Below are 17,277 nucleotides of genomic sequence, written 5' to 3'. Positions count from 1 at the left end.
TTCAGCGACTCCTCAGCGTGGGATTGACGATGGTCTCGACGGCTCGCCCGACGAGCGTGAACGCGAGCACCACGAGCACGATCGCGATTCCGGGTACGAGGACGTACCACCAGTACCCGCTGGTGGCCGCAGAAACGTCCATGGAATTCTTGAGGACGGCGCCCCAGGACTGCTGCGTCGTGTCGCCGAGGCCGAGGAACGACAGCGTCGACTCGGAGATGATCGCTGATCCAACGGTCAGCGTCGTGTTCGCCAGCACCAGCGGGAGCACGGCGGGCAGCAGGTGCTTGACGATGATGTGCCAGTGGCCGGCACCGAGCACACGAGAACGCTCGACGTAGTCGCGAGACTCGACCGAGAGCGTCTGCGATCGGACGACACGGGCGGTTCCCGCCCAGGAGGTCAAGCCGATGGCGATGACGATCGTCCAGACGCCGCGACTCAGCACCGACGCGAGGACGATGGCGAGGATCAGCGACGGCAGCACGAGGAAGAAGTCGATGACCCGCATGAGCAGACCGCCGGTCCAGCCGGTGAAGTGCCCGGCCGCGAGACCGACGATGGTCCCGAGAATCATCGACATCGCCGTCGCCGCGAAGGCGACCAGGAGCGAGACGCGCGCTCCCCACAGCATCCGGACCCACAGCTCCCGACCCTGGTGGTCTGTGCCGAGGGGATGCGCCCATGAGGGCGGGGCGAACCGCGGGTTGTCGATCACACGGGTCACATCGAGCATCCACGAAGGAGCGAGCACCGGCGCCAGCAGTGCCAACCCGACGATCACGGCGAGGAAGACCAATCCGACCATCCCGGCACGCTGGTGAGCGAACTCTCGGCAGAATGCCGCGAAAGCGGCGCTGCGACGACGCCAGGCCATCGCTCGCGGCGAGCGGGTGGAGGCGATCTCGGCGGATGTCATGAGCGCCTCACTCTCGGGTCGAGCTGTCTGTACACGAGGTCTGCGATCAGATTCATCAGGATGATGATCGCCGAGAACACGACGAAGGTGCCTTGCAGCAGTGGCAGATCGGGACCGCTGATCGCCTCGAAGGTGAGCTTGCCCAGGCCCGGCCAGGAGAAGACCGCTTCGACGGTGACGGCGCCCGCGATGAGACCCCCGATGTGCATGAACACGAGCGTCACGGTGGGCAGCAGCGCGTTGGGCACGACGTGCCGGGTGCGGACGAGGTCGTCGCGCAGGCCCTTCGCGCGAGCGGTGGTGATGTAGTCGGCGTTCATCTCTTCCACGACCGAGGCGCGCATCACCATCACGTACTGCGCGTACACCACGGCGACCATGGTGATCACCGGCAGGACCATGTGCGCAACCACATCCAGGATGCCCGCGAAGCCGTCCGGAGCATCCGGCGACCTCATTCCCCCGGTGGGGAACCAATGCAGCGTTCCACCGAAGATCATGAGGAGGATCAGCGCCAACCAGAAGGTCGGAACCGACCACAGCACGAGCGAGACCCCCGAGGTGACCTTGTCGAATCTGCTGCCGTGTTTCCAACCGGCACGCTGGCCGAGCCAGAGACCGAGGGCGATGGCGATGATCGCGGATGTGCCGGTGAGGAGGATCGTGTTCCAGAAGTACTCGCCGATGAGCTCGGACACCGAGCGCTTGTAGACGTAGCTCTCACCGAAGTTGAGGGTGAACACGTTGCCGAGGTAGGTCCAGAACTGCTCCAGAAGCGGCTTGTCCAGGCCGAGCTGCTCCCGCAGCTGCGCGATCTGCTCGGGTGACATCTGTCGCTCTCGCGCGATACGCGCGACGGGGTCACCCGGCAGGATCTTGAATGCGAAGAAACCCAGCAAGATGACCATGACGAGGCTGATCGCCGCGCCACCCACCTTGGCGCCGAGGTACGCGAGCGCACTGCTCGCTGAGGCGCGCGGACCGGCCTCTTCGAGGATCACCGCCTCGGTCGGGGGAACTGTTGCCGACACGTGTTTCTCCTTGTCCTGCTCGAGTCGCACCGCGTGCGCCGCCCACGTCGGTCGGGCAGCGCACGCGGTGGGTGTGGCTACTCTCGATCGCCTGCCCGGCGCCGTCGCGCCAGAGCGATCACGATCGCGATGATGATCGCGAGGACGACGACCACTCCGAGCACGATGAGACCCGGGTTGACGCCCGCGTCCGCGCTGGATGACGACCCGACCGGGGCGACGGTGAGATAGCCCCAATAGCCGGCCTGGTTGGCGATGATCCCATCCTTCTCGGGCTGCAATGAGAAGTCGGTGAACCGGTCCGAACGGTAGGCCTCGAGGCTGTTGCCGTACCACAAGGCGATCTGAGCGGTGTCGGTGTAGTTCATCGCCAGCATGTCGTGCACGATCTGCTGACGCTGATCCTCGTCGAGCTCGGAGCGCTGCTGGGCGTACATCGCGTCGAACTCGGGATCGCAGTAGCCGTCCTGCGTGGTGCCGCCCGAACCGTCGGTGCCGGTGGGGAGGCTCGAGCACAGGTTGATGCCGAGCTGGTAGTCGGGGTCCGGATTGACGGACCATCCGGTGTAGTAGATGTCGTAGTCGCCCTTCAGCGACCGTGTGCTGATGGTGTCGCCGTCCGTCGATTCGACCGTGATCTCGATGCCGATGGCCTTCATCCAGGGCACGAAGTACTCGGCGACCGACTGCTCGGTGACGTCGTCGGCATCCACCAGCAGACGCAGGCTCAGTCGCTTGCCGTCTTTCTCACGGATGCCGTCGGAGCCTTCCTTCCACCCGGCGCCATCGAGCTTCGTCTTCGCCGCGTCGGGGTCGTACGACATGATGACGGGGTCGTCGGCGGGCAGCGTCCATTTCGCGAAGGATGCGGGGATGAAGGACGTACCGAGCACGCCCTGATCCTGCAGCACGTTCTTCAGCAGCGCTTTCGTGTCGGTGCCGAGGCGGATCGCCTGACGGACCTCCACCTCTGTCAGGGCGGGGTTGCCGGTTCCGAACGGGGTGCCGTCGCGCGTCTTCATGCCGACATTCAGGCCGTAGGAGCTGTAGCGGCGCCCTTCACCGGAGTGGGTGGTGATCCCGTCCGCGCCCTGCAGCGCGTCGAACTGCGTTGCCGTCAATCCCGTGACGAAATCCACCTCTCCGGCACGCAGCGCCTGAACCTGAGCGTCCGAGTTGGTGTAGTAGATGTACTGGATGCGGTCGATCTTCGGAGCACCACGCCAGAACCCCGGGTTGGCCTTCAGCGTGATCGACTGATTCGCGCTGTAGTCCTCGAGTAGGAACGAGCCGGAGCCGACCACATCGCTGTCGTTCGAGAAGGTCGCCGGATCGGAGACCTTCTCCCACACGTGCTTGGGAACGATCGGGATCTCGCTGCCCGGATTCGGAGCCTGGGGTGTCTTGAGGGTGATGACCACGGTCTTGTCATCGGTCGCGGTGACGGTGTCGAAGTTCGTCACGAGGTTCCCGTTGGCGACGCTGAGCTCGGGGACGGTCATCATCTGGTCATAGGTGTAGACGACGTCGGCCGCAGTGATCGGCTCTCCGTCGGACCACGTGAGCCCGTCCTGGAGGGTGTACGTCCATTTCTTGCCGCCGTCCTCGGTCTCCCACTTGTCGGCGAGCCCCTTCGTGGGCGAGCCGTCCTGCTGGTCGTTCTGCACGAGGTTCTCGTACATGTACCGGATGAGGTTCGTGGGCAGGAGATAGATGGAGGTGAAGGGGTTGAAGGAGTCGACGTACCCTGACGTCGCGATTCGAAGAGTCGTCGCCGACGCGGTGGAGGTGGGGTCGGCCGACGCGTCTGCGGCGGGCCGAACCGTTGCGGCAGACGGAGCCGCATGCGCAGCGCCGACGGGCAGCGCGATGAGGGCGGCGGCGACGGCGAGCGTCAACGCTCGCCGCAGGCCGGCGCGGGGATGAGTCGACATTCCAGTTCCTTTCCCGGGGGCGGTCGGTGCACCGCCCCGTTGATCACTGCCTTCAGTGAACATGATGGAGGCGAGGGTAACAAGGTTTTACGTTCCGCATCATTGGAATATTCACATGCTCGAAACAGCACAAGGGCGGGAAGCGGCGCCCTGAAGCCATGATCATTCGATTCATATCGTTGCCCGATCATCGTCGACGTCCAGGAGGAAGGTCGCCAGCAGAGCGATGCGTTCGCGGAGGGAGGAGAGCAGGATGTGCTCGCTGGCGGCGTGGGCGCCGCCACCTCGCGGCCCCATCCCGTCGACGGTGGGGATCCCCCATGAACCGAGCTGATTCGCGTCTCCGGCGCCCGCCGCGGGCCGCGCGCCCAGGATCTGGCCGTTCCGCTCGGCTGCTCTTCGCAGGCGCGCCGCCAGAGCGCGGTCGGCAGAGGACGGACTCCACGCGGGACGTCGACTGAGGGACACCACCTCGATCACCGACCCCTCGCGGATCGGGGAGAGGCGAAGGAGACGGTCGAGGACGAGAGCCTCGGTGTCCGGGTCCTCGAAACGCAGGCCGATCTCCGCCGAGGCTGACGCGGACACCACGTTCGCCCGCGTGCCGCCGGAAACGGTTCCCACATTGCACAGGACCTGCGACGGCAGCGACGGATCGGCCACCAGGTCGCGGATCGCGAGGAGTTGATCGACGAGCTCGTCGATCGCCGAGACTCCCGCGCGCGGATCCAGTGCCGCGTGTGAGGCGCGCCCGGTCACGCTCACCTGCAACCGGGTGCTGCCTCGTCGCCCGACTTTCAAGGCTCCGTCCGGATGCGGCGCCTCGAACCCCACCACGGCGGAGACGTCGCGGGAGACATCCCGCAGAAGATCCGTCGTGGTGGGCGAGCCGACCTCCTCATCGCAGACCACGACGACTCTCACCGCGCGGCGCGGCAGGTCGCGGGTGGCCTCGACCGCAGCCAGCATTGTGACGAGCCCGCTCTTCATGTCATATGTGCCGGGCCCGCGGACGACATCACCCTCCCGCACCCAGGGGACCTCGCCCTGGAGCGTGCCGCGCGGCCACACCGTGTCCGAGTGCCCGACCAGCAGCACGGGAGCGCCGACACCCGCCACATCGGCGACGACACAGACACCGGCATCCGTGACGACGGTCTCGACCCGGGCACCTGCAGCGTTCCACCACCCGGCCAGAAGCTCCGCGATCTCCGCACTGGCCGCCGCATCCCGCGAGGGCGTCTCCACAGCGACGAGCCGCTCGAGCCGTTCACAGGCGACCCGGAAGGGGGCATCATGATCGGAAGCAGCCGCGCTCTCAGGCATGCGTTCATCTTCCACGGAGACGGCCGGAAAGTCGAGATACGAAACAGATCTGCCGCAACCTGGCGCTTGTGCGGACCGGTTTGATCACATAAATTCTCAACTCAAGACCATGAAATCGAGATCATAGGAAACGTATCGTGCCCTTTCCGCTGCAGGCCGGTCTTCGCGTGGAGTCTCTGCATGCCGCCGCCGACTACCGGGACGCCGCTGCGCTCTACACCCGGGTGTTCGGCTACTCCGGCAGCGACTTCGGGCTCAACGCGCACCTCCTCACCGCACTGCGAAAGAATGGCGGATCGACGATCGGCGCCTTCGACGCGTCTGACGGGGACCTGATCGGGTTCGTCTACGGATTCGCCGCGACCGACGCCAGCGGTGCGCACTTCCACTACTCGCAGGCCGCCGCCGTCGATCCGCTCCATCAGGGCAGGGGAATCGGGCGACAGATGAAGCTCGCGCAGCGCGAGGTCGCGCGGGCGTGGGGGCAGACCCGGATGCGGTGGACGTTCGATCCCCTCCTGACGCGGAACGCCCACTTCAACCTCGTCTCACTGGGGGCGAACGGCGTCCGGTTCGAGCGCGACTTCTACGATCGGCCCGACAGCGACCGTCTCGTCGTCGACTGGGACCTCAGCGGCGCCGATGACCCGTACCGCGACCATCGGCACCGCCTGGCACCGGTCGGACTGTCCGGCAGGTTCGGCGATGCCCTCGACGCGGGAGCCGGAGCCGTGTGGGTCGCTGTCCCGGAGCCCCGCGCGCCTCGTGCTGCCGGCCAGGATGAGAAGGTCCGATCGGGGTTGGAGGCCGCGCTGGTCGGCCGGAGACTCGTCAGTTGCGCCGCCGTGGACGCTTCGACGAGCGCCTACCTGGCCGTGCCCATGTCCCGAGAGGGGTCCTGATGTCCATCGATGAGCACGATGATCCCCGCGACCGCGAGCTCAGCTCGCCCGGGGACCGATACGGCGAGCGCTTTCGCACGAACATCTCGGCGGAGGCGTTGTTGGCCAAGGTGATCGAGACCGAGACGCGCTCCCTGGCGCTGACGTTCGCCGAACTGGGAGCGAGCGGTGACATCTCGCGCGCGGTCGCCCTCATCCTCGGGGCTCGCCGGCGCTACATCACGGGGCGGGGGAAGGGTGCAGCTTACGCCGACCTGCTGGGTGCGGACCTCGCGACGACGCTCTCGAACGTGTTCGTCGTGGACGGGCGCAGCCTGACGGATCTCACCGTTCTGACCGATGTCCGCGCGTCGGACGTCCTCGTGGCATTCACGATGCGTCGGTACCGCGAGGAGACCGTCCGCTTCGGACAGCTGTTCAGCAGGGCGGGCGGAGAGCTGATCGTCGTGACCGATGCGCAGGACGCTCCGCTTGCGGACGTGGCATCCGTGCTGCTCCCGGTGCACACCAACTCCGCCTCCTCCGCGGACTCGCCCACCGCCGTCGCCGCCGTGTGTCATTTGCTGGGCACGCTGACCGCGGCGAGCGCGAAGGGCGCGCGGCGTCGCCTCGCGATGCGCGACGAGTTGGCGGTCGACCTCGACCTCTACCACGTCGAGAATCGATCGACCGGCGCCGGAGCTCCCGGATGAGAGTCGAGCGCATCCGCCTGCGCCGAGTGCTCCTGCCCCTCGTGCACAGCTTCCAGACGAGTTCCCATCGCAAGAGTTCTCTGGAGCACATCATCGTCGAGCTGATCGACGAATCGGGACGCACCGGCTGGGGGGAGATCGCGTCGCCCGCAGACCCCTTTTACGGACCCGAGACCACGGATACCGCGATGCTCATCGCCACTCGGTATCTGACTCCGGCGGTGCTCGGAACGCACTGGGACCACCCGCGCGAGATCGAGGCGACGTGGGCGAAGATCCGCGGGCACGAGTTCGCGAAGGCCGGCTACTCCATCGCGGTATGGGACCTGTTCGCCCGCGCGAACGACCAGTCGCTCTCCTCGGCTCTGGGCGGAACCCGCACGACCGTCACCGCGGGTGTCTCATTGGGCATCGAACCGACGATCCCCGCGCTGCTCTCGCAGGTCGACGCGCAGATGGCAGCCGGATATCGCCGCGTGAAGCTGAAGATCGCGCCGGGATGGGACGTCGACCCGGTTCGCGCCGTACGCGCAGCCCACCCTCATCTGGATCTTCACGTGGACGCCAATGGCGCCTACTCCGACACCGACGACGCATTCGCCGTGATGCGTGCGCTGGACGCAGAGGGCCTCACCATGCTCGAGCAGCCTTTCGCTCCGCGCGCCTTCGAAGCGCACGCGCGCCTGCAACGGCGGTTGCGGACGCCGGTCTGTCTCGACGAGAGCATCACGACCGTCGACGACCTCCGCACGATGATCGCCATCGACGCGGGACGGATCCTCAACATCAAGGTGTCGCGAATGGGAGGTCTGACAGCGGCCCGGGATGCCCACGATCTGGCGCGCGCGCACGGCATCCCCGTCTGGTGCGGGGGAATGCACGAGTTCGGAATCGGCCGAGCGGCGAACGTGGCGCTGTCCTCGCTCGCTGGATTCACGCTTCCGTCTGACGTCTCCGGATCCGACAAGTACTACTCCCGCGACGTCGTCTCGCCTCCGGTGTCGGCGGTCGCCGGGCAGGTGCAGGTGCCCACGGGCGCCGGCCTCGGCTACGAGGTCGACGACGAGGCCATCAGCTCCCACACCGTCCAGACCGTCGATTCGCACGTCGCGACCGTCTGAGCTCTCGGCCCCGATCCCGCCCGACCTCTTCTCCGGAGACCTCATGATCCCCGTCGCCCTGTTCCTTCTCGACCCGTCGGCGACCGCCGGCGCCGACCTCACCGAGGTGTCGGCACGGACGCCGCTCCTCGCCGCGACGGACCTGGCGGCGACCCGCGGTGATGGCATCTTCGAGACGATCGTGGTCGTCCATGGGCGGCCGCAGGCCGTGGAGGCTCACCTCGACAGGTTCGCGCGCTCAGCCCGCCTGCTCGACCTCCCCGAGCCGGACCGTGACCGATGGCGGGCGGCCGTGGACACCGTGGCCCAACGGCTGGCCGCACATCCCCGCGGGGCGGTGAGATACGTCATGTCGCGAGGCGACGAGGCGGGGGACGGCGCGCCGACCTGCTGGCTTCTCGGCTTCCTTCCTCCCGCGCGACCGGAAGGGGGACCGACGCCGGTCCGTGTCGTGACTCTCGACCGCGGATACCGCTCGGATGTCGCGGCGACCTCGCCCTGGCTGCTGCAGGGCGCCAAGACGCTGTCCTACGCCGTGAACATGGCGGCGCTCCGGGAGGCGCGCCGCCGTGGTGCCGATGACGTCGTCTTCGTCTCCACCGACGGACTCATCCTCGAGGGCCCCAGTTCGACCGTCATCTCGCGCCGCGGCGACGAGTTCGTCACGCCCCCCGCAGAACTCGGGATCCTGCCGGGGACGACGCAGCACGATTGCTTCTCCGCCCTTCGTGCCGCAGGCCGAACGACCCACATCCGCGAGCTCACACCGGACGATCTGATCAGCGCCGATGCCCTCTGGCTGTGCTCCTCCACACGAGGCGCGGCGCCGATCAGCCGACTCGACGACAAGGAGATCACGGTGGACACCGAGAGCACCACCCTCATGAACGCCGGCCTCGATGCTCGGAGGCGATGAAGGATGCACATGATCATCGACGGGCACAACGACCTGCCGTGGGCGCTGCGCGAGGAGCGCGCAGCGCGCGTGGACGGTGTCTCACGCAATCTCGAGGGGTTCCACACCGACCTGCCGCGACTGCGCCGAGGTGGCGTCGGAGGGCAGTTCTGGTCGGTGTGGGTCGATCCAGCCCTCGTCGGACCGGAGCAGGTGGTCGCCACCCTCGAGCAGATCGATCTCGTCCGCCGCCTGATCGATGCGTACCCCGGCGATCTGGCGTGGACCCCCACGGCGGAGCTCATGCGCGGTGCCGTCGGTGCAGGCAGGATCGGATCGGTCATCGGGATCGAGGGGGGCGACCAGCTCGGCGGCTCGCTCGCCGCGCTCCGGCAGTTCGCTCGCCTCGGTGCGCGATACGTCACATTGACGTGGTCGCGGACGACCTCGTGGGCCGACTCGGCGACCGATGTCGCCCGGCACGGCGGGCTGACGATGTTCGGCCGCGACGTGGTCGCCGAGATGAACCGGATCGGAGTTCTCGTCGATCTCGCACATGTCTCTCCCGACACCATGCGCGACGCCCTCGATGCGAGCAGCCGACCCGTGATCGTGAGCCACTCGGGGGCGCAGGCGCTGTGCGGACATCCCCGAAACGTCCCCGACGACGTCCTCGCCCGGATCGGCGCCGCGGGTGGGGTCGTGATGATCACCTTCGTTCCGTCCTTCCTCTCTCCGGAGCGATGGGAATGGGTGAAGGCCGGCCAGAACGGCACGCCTCCCCGTGTGGATGTGGGAATCGTCGCGGACCACGTCGAGCACGTCCGCGATGTGGCGGGGATCGCCGCGGTCGGACTCGGCGGCGATTTCGATGGAACCGACGCGATGCCCGACGGCTTGGCGGATGTGAGCGGATATCCCGCCCTCATGGCGGAACTCGCCCGACGCGGCTGGTCCGATGACGATCTCGATGCCCTCGGACACGGCAACATCCTGCGCGTGTGGGGTGAGGTCGACGAGGACTACCGCGCCTTCCTCTCCGGGACCGCCGGAGAGCCGATCGGGATCGCCCCCGTCGTGGACGTCGCCGCGCGCGAGCGGGCTGCGACCGACCGCCCGCGCGTGCTCGTCGTGCAGAACGTCAGATCCTCAGGGCCGCGGCGTCTGATCGGATGGCTCACGGACGCGGGAGTCGACCCACACGTCGTTCTCGGCCCCGCGGGCCTCCCCGCCTCCCTCGACGGCTATTCGGGCCTCATCATGCTCGGCGGAGGACTCATGCCCGATGACGACGAAGAGGGTCCGTGGCTCGCCGCCGAGCGCTCGCTGGCCGCCGAGGCGATCGAGGCCGACCTGCCCACGCTCGGCATCTGTCTCGGCGCGCAGATCATCGCCCACGTCGCCGGGGGGACGGTGAAAGCCAAGACCGGCCCCAAGGAGCGGGGAGCCACCGACATCCGCCCCCTCGCCGCTGCGACCGACGATGCTGTGCTGTCCGCGATCGGAACCGGCGCTCCGATGATCGAGAATCATCAGGACATGATCACCGAGCTTCCCCCAGGCGCGGTCCTGCTGGCGTCGAGCGCTGGCGTGGACAATCAGGCATTCCGCGTCGGAGATCACGTGCGCGGGGTGCAGTTCCACCCCGAAGTGTGCGCCGATGACCTGTGGGGCTGGGAAGAGCCGACCGATCCCGCGCCCGGAGACGCCTCGGTCGCCGAGCTGGTCGCCGCGGCCCGCCTCGTCGACGCCGAGAACACCGCCGCCAGCCGGGGGATGATCACGGCCTTCGCCGCCGCCGTGGCCGCCGCGGCCCGTCGGTCGCCGACGGATCGGGAGGGAGAATAATGCCGGAATCCTCGGACGCGGACCCGAACGTGCACCACGCGGCATTGGAAGCCGCGCTCACAGACGCCGCGCGCCGCCGGGCGCCCGGCGGGATGGCGGCGGTGATTGAGAGTGGGGAGGTGCGCGCGGCCCTCGCCTTCGGCGAGCCGAGGCGCGACGGGACACCCACGACCGCCCGCACCGTCTTCCGGATCGCCTCGCTCACGAAGAGCTTCCTCGCCGCGACGGCGCTGTCTCTGCGCGAGGACGGGCTGCTCGAGCTCGGGGCGCCGGTGTCGGAGTACGTCCCCGCGATGGGGGCAGCCCGGTTCCGCGGAGCGCCGGCGCGCATCACGCTCGCGGATCTGCTGGCGAACAGGTCCGGCCTTCCCGAGGACAATCCGTGGGGTGATGATCACCTGGGTGCGAGCCGGTCCGAGATCATGGAGATCATCACATCGGGGCTGCAGCTGTCTGCCTCGCCGGGCACGCTCTACCAGTACTCCAACATCGGCATGTCGATGATCGGACGCGCGATAGAGGCCGTCACGGAGCGGCCCGTGGAACGCGTCATCGACGAGAGAATCCTGGGGCCGCTGGGCCTGACGAATACCCGCTGGACCGCCGACGCGTTCGGTCGTGACGCCGACGTGGCCAGGGGGTTTCGCACCTTCGACGACGGAGCGACGTTCATTCCGGCGCCCTCTGCGGGGTCGGGCGCGCTCGCGTGCATCGGCAGTCTCTTCTCCACCGCCGACGACATCGCCCGTTGGATGGGATTCCTCATCGACGGCTTCGACGATCGCGATCCCGACGGGGGTCGAGCTGTGCTGTCGAGCGCGGCACGCCGGGAGCTGCAGCGCCTGCACACCGTCAACCCGACCCGGGCGACCCGTTTCGGCGGGAGAGAACTCGTCGCGGCGGGGTACGGCTACGGCCTCGTCGTAGAGCACGACGTCCAGTTCGGCCGCACCGTCGGTCACGCGGGAGGACTCCCTGGCTTCGCCGCGCACATGCGATGGCATCCGGAGTCAGGACTGGGCGTGGTGGCATTCGGCAACTCGGACGAGTTCCCCGCATGGCAGGTCACCGCGTCCGCCCTCGACCATCTGCTGAGCGCACGCACGGCCGCGTCGCCCTGGGACGAGGTCTGGGCGGCGACGCGGGAGGCGGCTCGAACCATCGATGACGTGATCCGCGAACGTCGCTCCTTCGCCGACGCCGGCGCGCTGTTCAGCCGCAACGTGTTGCAAGACATCCCCGTCGAGGTGCGGGACCGGCGCCTGTCCGCCCTGTTCGACACCCTCGGCACTCCGATCCCAGACGCACCCCCGGTGGCCTCCCGCGTGGTGTCAGCGCCCGAGGCGTCCACGCTGCGATGGGATCTGCCGACGGAGCACGGCGCACTGCGATGCGAGGTCCACATGATGGGCCTGTCCGTGCCGATCGTGCAGGCGATCTCCGTGGGGGCGCGCGATCAGTCCTCGATATAGGGGTCGATGAGGGCCTGCTCGATCGTGGAGTGGAGCAGGGAGGCGAGGAAACGGCCCGGCTCCTCCACTCCCGTTCCCTGCAGCAGCCCAGCCGCCTGCCGGACGATGGATGCCGAGAACTCCGATGCCGTCGCGATGGCCTCCCCGTAGAGCGCACGATCGGCTTCGGCGATGACGACCGGCTCGCAGCCGAGCTCGACGGCGAGCGCCTGCGCGATGGGGAGCACTGCGGCGGGTGCGGTGACCGCGGCGAACGCTCCCGCGAGCTGACGCAGATCGATCGAGGTGCCGGTGAAGCTGATCGCCGGGTGCACCGCGAGCGGGATCGCGCCGCGGGATGCCGCCGGCGCGAGCATCTCGACCCCGTACCCGGGATCAGTGTGCAGCACGAGCTGGCCGACCTGCCACGCCCCGAGCTCGGCGAGGCCGGACACGACCGCGGGCAGCTCCGCATGGGGGACGGCGAGAACGACCAGTTCGCTCCGACGCACGATCTCGTCGGCGGGGAGGACGGGGACTCCGGGCAGCACGGCCTCGACGCGGTCGGGGTCGGACCCGGAGGTGATGCCCGTGAGCGCATGCCCGGCGCCGGCGAGCGCCGCGCCGATCACCGGACCGACGCGGCCCGCGCCGATCACTCCCACTCCGAGGCGGCTGGCCTGGCTCACGCGGTCTCCTCTTTCTCGACAGCCTCCGACGAGGCATCCCAGCGGTGCGAACGATCCGCGGCGGACGCGGACACGACCGCGGCCGCCGTGCGTTCCCAGACATCCAGCGCGTCGTCGCGGTCGATGACCCCGAGCGAGCCCGAGACCGGGCCGAGAACGGTGTGGCCGGTGAGGTTCGCCAGACGCAGCGCACGGTCCACCGGCCCCTGGCTGATCCGCGCGGACTGCAGTCGGGCGAGCGGCAGGATCACCAGCGTGCGCCGCAGCACACCGTGACGCAGGAGCAGGACGGGCGGTGCGAGGAGCGCCCCGTTGCGCCGCCACGACAGTGGTCGCAGCCAGCGCGCACGCCGCGGGGTGGTCGCGAACGGATCACCCGGCTGCCGCGCCGACCCGAGGAGCCCGTCCGCGAAGAGCGCCGCGATGGCGTCGTCATCCAGCGCCGGGAGCAGCAGGCGCAGAACCTGCTCCGCATCGGCTGCGGTCCCGACCGGCAGCACCTCGGCCTGCTGGAGTGCCTGGCTGTCGCTGGCCGACCGTCCGGACAGACGATTGACCCGGATCGCCCACCAGCCGAACCGGCGCCACAGCACCGGCTGGTACACCTCGACGGCGTGGACGCGGCCCGGGGGCAGCGTCTCGGTGATCGTCGTGAACAGGCCGAAGGTGATGCGGACGCCGGAGCGGGTCGGGGCGATCGAGTAGCGGAGCGCACGGGTGATCTTCCGGAACCAGTACGCGCCGAAGGCGATCACCATCGGCACGAGCGTGAAGAGGATCCACGGGGTCGCGAAGACCGCCCCCGTGATCACGCCGCCGATGAGGGCGAGCAGCCACAGCGAAGACCCCGAGAGCAGGTGGGACGCGATGAGGCGGCCCGACGGGATGTGCACGACGGATGCCGGCTCGAGGTCGTCGGCGTCGTCCACCCCGTCGATGAGTCCGCTGATCCCCGCCGAGACGATTCCGGCGGCGGCGCGCGTGCGGCCGGGTGCATCCCCCGATGCACCCGCCCGGGCCTCCTGCGCTTCGGCGAGGCGGCGACCCGACGCAAGACGCAGGATATCCGCGCGCACCGCCTCCGCGTTGGCGGTGGACAGGTACTCGAGCTTCACGTTGGCGTCCAGGCCGGCACCGACGACCTCCAGCTTGGCCGTGCCGAGGAGCCGCGCGACCATGGGGCGCGTGAGGTTCACGCCCTGCACGCGATCCAGCGGCGCGCGCCGGTGCGTGCGGAAGAACACGCCGCTGCGCACCTCGACGTCGTCCCCCGTGATCCGGAAGGTGTGGAAGCGCCACGACAGCCAGAAGATCGCGAACAGCAGGAGGAGCACGCCGAGGACGACGAGACCGGCGACGAGGACCAGGTTGTTCGTCAGGACGTAGTCGACCGGATCCTGCTCGTAGCTCTCCCAGTCGTCGAACCCGGGGAAGATCAGCGCGATGATCCGATCGCGGAGGTTCGCGACGACGAAGCCCGTGACGACGATGAGGAACAGCCCCCCGCGGAGCACCGGCGTGAGCGGATGGAGGCGATGCCACTCGCCGTCGCTGAGCGGCGAGCGCACCTCCGCGATCGCGCGCGGAGGCAGCACCGCGTCCGGCGCGATCGAACGCGGAGGCGGCTGCGGCACTCCCGTGGTGGGCTCGCTCACAGGCCGGTCCGGCGGGTCTCGGCGACGGCGACGAGCGTGTCGCGGAGCCTCTCCGCCGCCTCCTGGGTGAGCCCCGGGATCGTGACCCCGGTCGCGGCGGCGGCCGTGACGAGCTTGAGCTGCGCGATGCCGAACAGACGGTCGAGGGGCCCGTGGGTGATGTCGACGAGCTGCATCCGGCCGTATGGAACGGCCACGAGCCGCTGCCAGAGGATGCCCCGACGGAAGACGAGGTCGTCGGTGCGCAGCTGATACCCGTACGCGCGCGCCTGGCGCGGAAGGATGACGAGGGTCCACACGGTGATGACGGTGACCACCCCGGCGGGGATCCACACCCACACCTGGTGCAGGACGAGCGCCACCACGAGAGCCACCGCGACCACCAGCACGAGGAAGGCGATGGTCGAGATCAGCTGAACCGTGACGTAGCGACGCGAGATCTGGTGCCAGACGCCGTCGCCGACAGCGAGACGCAGCGGGAGCCGGTTCGCGCCGCGCGGCTCGAGCAGCGCGTCGTACGTTCCCCGGTCGAGGGTGCCCGAGGGCGCGTCGGCCCCGGAGGGCGCGCCGGCGCCGGTGGGGGTGTCAGTCGTGGTGGGAGAGGCCGAGTCCGGGCTCAGGGGGTCCGGGCTGTTCGTCATCGTCGTCCTTCCGGAGGGTGCAGAGGCGTTCGGCCACGAGAGCCGCCGCGAGCAGCACGAGAGCGGCGACGAGGGTCGCCAGCACCGCCACCACCGAGCCTACGGGGGTGACCGGCCGGGTGAGCAGGAATGCGAGCAGACCCGCCGCAACCCCGGCGACGACCGCGCCGACGATGCTGGATGCCTTGGCGAGCATCGCGACCCGCACGGCTCGGAACGGGTCGACGGGGCGCGGGTCGGCGCCCGTGATCGCCCGGCGGATGGGCAGCGCGAAGGCGATGTCGGCGGCCCCGAGGAGCACCAGGAGCACCGGCAGCAGGAGCGAGGGGGTGAACGTCGCGCGGCCCGCGCCGGTCAGGATCTGATCGACGAGGAACCCGACGACGGCCCCCGCGAGACCCGCGACGAGGAGGACGCCGACGCTCGTCCGCTTCATGAGCCGCCGCCGGAGAGGTTCTCGAGGAGGGCGTCCACACGACCGACGCCGGGAAGCACGGCATCCGGATCCACGACGAGCCAGGGGCCGAGCACGAAGTCGCGCTCGGCGGCGCGCGGATGCGGCAGGAGCAGCCCGGGGTCGGAGCTGCGCACCTCGCCGTACGCGATGAGGTCGAGATCGAGCGTGCGGTCGCCCCACCGCTCGCGCCGCTCGCGGCCGTGGCGGGCCTCGATGGCGTGCAGATAGCCGAGCAGCACGCTCGGCGCGAGACGCGTCGTCACGAGTGCGACGGTGTTCAGGTAGCCCGGCGCATCGGCATCCGGCCCGTCGACGGTCACGGCGACGGATTCGATGGGCGCGGCCGCGCGCACCTCGGTCGTCAGCGGCATCCTGCCGAGGTCCCGGAGGGCCTCGTCGATCGTCGCCGCGCGGTCACCGAGGTTGGCGCCGAGCGCGACGACCGCGGTCGTCTCCGGATGCTCGGGGTCGCGCGAGTCGCCCTGATACCCCTGCGCGAGTCGCCGGTTCATCGCGTCCCTCCCGCCGCCGCCGCGGCGTCCTGGTCGGTGCGGTCGCGTCGGATCGTCACCGAGACGTCCGCGAAGGGCACGGTGATCGGCGCCTGCGGCTTGTGCACCGTGATCGCGACCCGCCGGATGGGGCCCCGTGCGAGCAGGTCGTCCGCCAGCCGTGCGGCGAGCGTCTCGAGGAGGTCGACGGGATCGCCCGCGACGATCTGGACGATGCGCTCGGCCACCTCGCCGTAGTGGATCGTGTCGGCGACGTCATCGGTGGCGGCCGCCCGCGCGGTGTCGAGGTACATCGTGGCATCCACGACGAACTCCTGCCCGTCGCGCCGTTCGTCGGGGTAGACCCCGTGGTGCCCGACAGCGCGCACGCCTATCAGGGTGATCTCGTCCATCGTCTCCACCTCAGGCTCCTCCACGTTCCCACGCTCGCGCGATCGCGAGCGCGTCCCGCGTGGCTCCGACGTCGTGGACGCGCACCGCCCACGCCCCCGCCTGGGCTGCGAGGACGCTGGTGACGGCCGTCGCGAGGTCGCGTCGAGCCTCATCGGCGCCCTCGCCCAGGGCCTCCGCGAGGAAGCGCTTGCGGCTGGTCCCGACGAGCACGCGCGGCCCGATCGCGACGATCCGGTCAAGCCCCTGCAGGGCGCGCCAGTTCTGCGCGCCGCGCTTGCCGAAGCCGATCCCGGGGTCGAGGATCACGCGGTCGGGGGAGATCCCGGCCGCCGCAGCGGCCCGGAGCCGCTCCCCCAGCTCGCCGACGAGCTCGGTGGCGACGTCGGCGTACTCGGCGCGGGCGTACATGTCATCGGAGTGTCCGCGCCAATGCTGCAGCACGACGTCGGCACCGGATGCCGCGACCGCCGGCAGCATGTCGGGGTCGGCGAGCCCGCCCGACACGTCGTTCACGATGCGTGCGCCGGCCTCGACCGCCGCGGTCGCGGTCGCCGCGTTCATGGTGTCGATGCTTACCACGGCTCCGGCGTCCGCGAGCGCAGCGACCACGGGCAGCACCCGATCGCGCTCCTCCGCCGGGTCGATCCGCTCCGCGCCCGGGCGGGTCGATTCCCCGCCGACGTCGAGAAAGGCGGCACCGGCGGCGTGGAGCGCCCGCCCGTGCGCGATGGCCGCGGCGGGGTCGAGGTAGCGGCCGCCGTCGCTGAACGAGTCCGGCGTCACGTTGACGATGCCCATGACGAGGGTCATC

General features: G+C 69.4%; 17 protein-coding genes. 6 read left to right on the top strand and 11 right to left on the bottom strand.

What is annotated here, in order from left to right:
* Window position 1 precedes the first annotated feature (1 nt).
* The 4 genes from J0P97_RS09850 to J0P97_RS09835 form a co-directional block, all read right to left on the bottom strand.
* Window positions 2–919, bottom strand: a complete 918-nt coding sequence (locus J0P97_RS09850; RefSeq protein ID WP_215487610.1) for an ABC transporter permease — start codon at window positions 917–919, stop codon at window positions 2–4.
* The gene (locus J0P97_RS09845) at window positions 916–1,950 is read right to left on the bottom strand and encodes an ABC transporter permease (protein WP_282836945.1); all 1,035 of its coding nucleotides are present in this window, start codon (window positions 1,948–1,950) and stop codon (window positions 916–918) included. The genes J0P97_RS09850 and J0P97_RS09845 overlap by 4 nt, the downstream gene beginning before the upstream one ends.
* A 77-nt stretch (window positions 1,951–2,027) precedes the next feature.
* The gene (locus J0P97_RS09840; protein ID WP_215487609.1) at window positions 2,028–3,884 is read right to left on the bottom strand and encodes an ABC transporter substrate-binding protein; all 1,857 of its coding nucleotides are present in this window, start codon (window positions 3,882–3,884) and stop codon (window positions 2,028–2,030) included.
* Window positions 3,885–4,055: 171 nt separating this feature from the next.
* Complete coding sequence (locus J0P97_RS09835; protein WP_215487608.1) at window positions 4,056–5,210, bottom strand: M20/M25/M40 family metallo-hydrolase; 1,155 nt, start codon at window positions 5,208–5,210, stop codon at window positions 4,056–4,058.
* A gap of 137 nt (window positions 5,211–5,347) precedes the next feature.
* On the opposite strand from J0P97_RS09835, the gene J0P97_RS09830 reads away from it, so the two are divergent.
* The 6 genes from J0P97_RS09830 to J0P97_RS09800 are packed head-to-tail and all read left to right on the top strand — an operon-like array spanning window position 5,348 to window position 12,140.
* Window positions 5,348–6,112, top strand: coding sequence for a GNAT family N-acetyltransferase (locus J0P97_RS09830; RefSeq protein WP_215487607.1), 765 nt, complete (start codon window positions 5,348–5,350; stop codon window positions 6,110–6,112).
* The gene (locus J0P97_RS09825) at window positions 6,112–6,804 is read left to right on the top strand and encodes a MurR/RpiR family transcriptional regulator (protein ID WP_215487606.1); all 693 of its coding nucleotides are present in this window, start codon (window positions 6,112–6,114) and stop codon (window positions 6,802–6,804) included. Before J0P97_RS09830 ends, J0P97_RS09825 begins: the two co-directional genes overlap by 1 nt.
* On the top strand, window positions 6,801–7,925 hold the full coding sequence (gene menC / locus J0P97_RS09820) for an o-succinylbenzoate synthase (RefSeq protein ID WP_246540198.1): 1,125 nt from the start codon (window positions 6,801–6,803) through the stop codon (window positions 7,923–7,925). The genes J0P97_RS09825 and menC overlap by 4 nt, the downstream gene beginning before the upstream one ends.
* 43 nt (window positions 7,926–7,968) lie before the next feature.
* Window positions 7,969–8,841: an aminodeoxychorismate lyase gene (locus tag J0P97_RS09815; protein WP_215487605.1), complete on the top strand. Its 873-nt coding sequence runs from the start codon at window positions 7,969–7,971 to the stop codon at window positions 8,839–8,841.
* Between the two features lie 9 nt (window positions 8,842–8,850).
* A complete protein-coding gene (locus J0P97_RS15940; protein ID WP_308163537.1) occupies window positions 8,851–10,668 on the top strand; it encodes a membrane dipeptidase in 1,818 nt (605 codons plus the stop codon).
* Window positions 10,668–12,140, top strand: coding sequence for a serine hydrolase domain-containing protein (locus J0P97_RS09800; RefSeq protein ID WP_215487604.1), 1,473 nt, complete (start codon window positions 10,668–10,670; stop codon window positions 12,138–12,140). Before J0P97_RS15940 ends, J0P97_RS09800 begins: the two co-directional genes overlap by 1 nt.
* Here the strand turns inward: J0P97_RS09800 and J0P97_RS09795 are convergent.
* From J0P97_RS09795 to folP, 7 genes are read right to left on the bottom strand one after another with little or no spacing between them, the layout of a single operon-like run.
* Window positions 12,125–12,808, bottom strand: coding sequence for a DUF2520 domain-containing protein (locus tag J0P97_RS09795; protein ID WP_215487603.1), 684 nt, complete (start codon window positions 12,806–12,808; stop codon window positions 12,125–12,127). The genes J0P97_RS09800 and J0P97_RS09795 overlap by 16 nt on opposite strands.
* Window positions 12,805–14,463, bottom strand: coding sequence for a PH domain-containing protein (locus J0P97_RS09790; protein WP_308163536.1), 1,659 nt, complete (start codon window positions 14,461–14,463; stop codon window positions 12,805–12,807). Before J0P97_RS09790 ends, J0P97_RS09795 begins: the two co-directional genes overlap by 4 nt.
* Window positions 14,460–15,104, bottom strand: coding sequence for a PH domain-containing protein (locus tag J0P97_RS09785; protein ID WP_215487602.1), 645 nt, complete (start codon window positions 15,102–15,104; stop codon window positions 14,460–14,462). Before J0P97_RS09785 ends, J0P97_RS09790 begins: the two co-directional genes overlap by 4 nt.
* Window positions 15,049–15,540, bottom strand: a complete 492-nt coding sequence (locus J0P97_RS09780) for a DUF3180 family protein (protein ID WP_215487601.1) — start codon at window positions 15,538–15,540, stop codon at window positions 15,049–15,051. Before J0P97_RS09780 ends, J0P97_RS09785 begins: the two co-directional genes overlap by 56 nt.
* Window positions 15,537–16,073, bottom strand: a complete 537-nt coding sequence (gene folK / locus J0P97_RS09775; RefSeq protein WP_215487600.1) for a 2-amino-4-hydroxy-6-hydroxymethyldihydropteridine diphosphokinase — start codon at window positions 16,071–16,073, stop codon at window positions 15,537–15,539. The genes J0P97_RS09780 and folK overlap by 4 nt, the downstream gene beginning before the upstream one ends.
* On the bottom strand, window positions 16,070–16,465 hold the full coding sequence (gene folB / locus J0P97_RS09770; protein WP_215487707.1) for a dihydroneopterin aldolase: 396 nt from the start codon (window positions 16,463–16,465) through the stop codon (window positions 16,070–16,072). The genes folK and folB overlap by 4 nt, the downstream gene beginning before the upstream one ends.
* A 10-nt stretch (window positions 16,466–16,475) precedes the next feature.
* Window positions 16,476–17,276 (bottom strand): dihydropteroate synthase, encoded by an 801-nt coding sequence (folP, locus tag J0P97_RS09765; protein ID WP_215487599.1) that lies wholly within the window; start codon window positions 17,274–17,276, stop codon window positions 16,476–16,478.
* Between the last annotated feature and the right edge of the window lies 1 nt (window position 17,277).

Origin of the sequence: Microbacterium flavum (assembly GCF_018717645.1) — a bacterium.
In the GTDB taxonomy this organism is placed as follows: domain Bacteria; phylum Actinomycetota; class Actinomycetes; order Actinomycetales; family Microbacteriaceae; genus Microbacterium; species Microbacterium flavum.
Note: the sequence above shows the minus strand (reverse complement) of the source record. Positions and strands in the feature narration are given on the sequence as shown.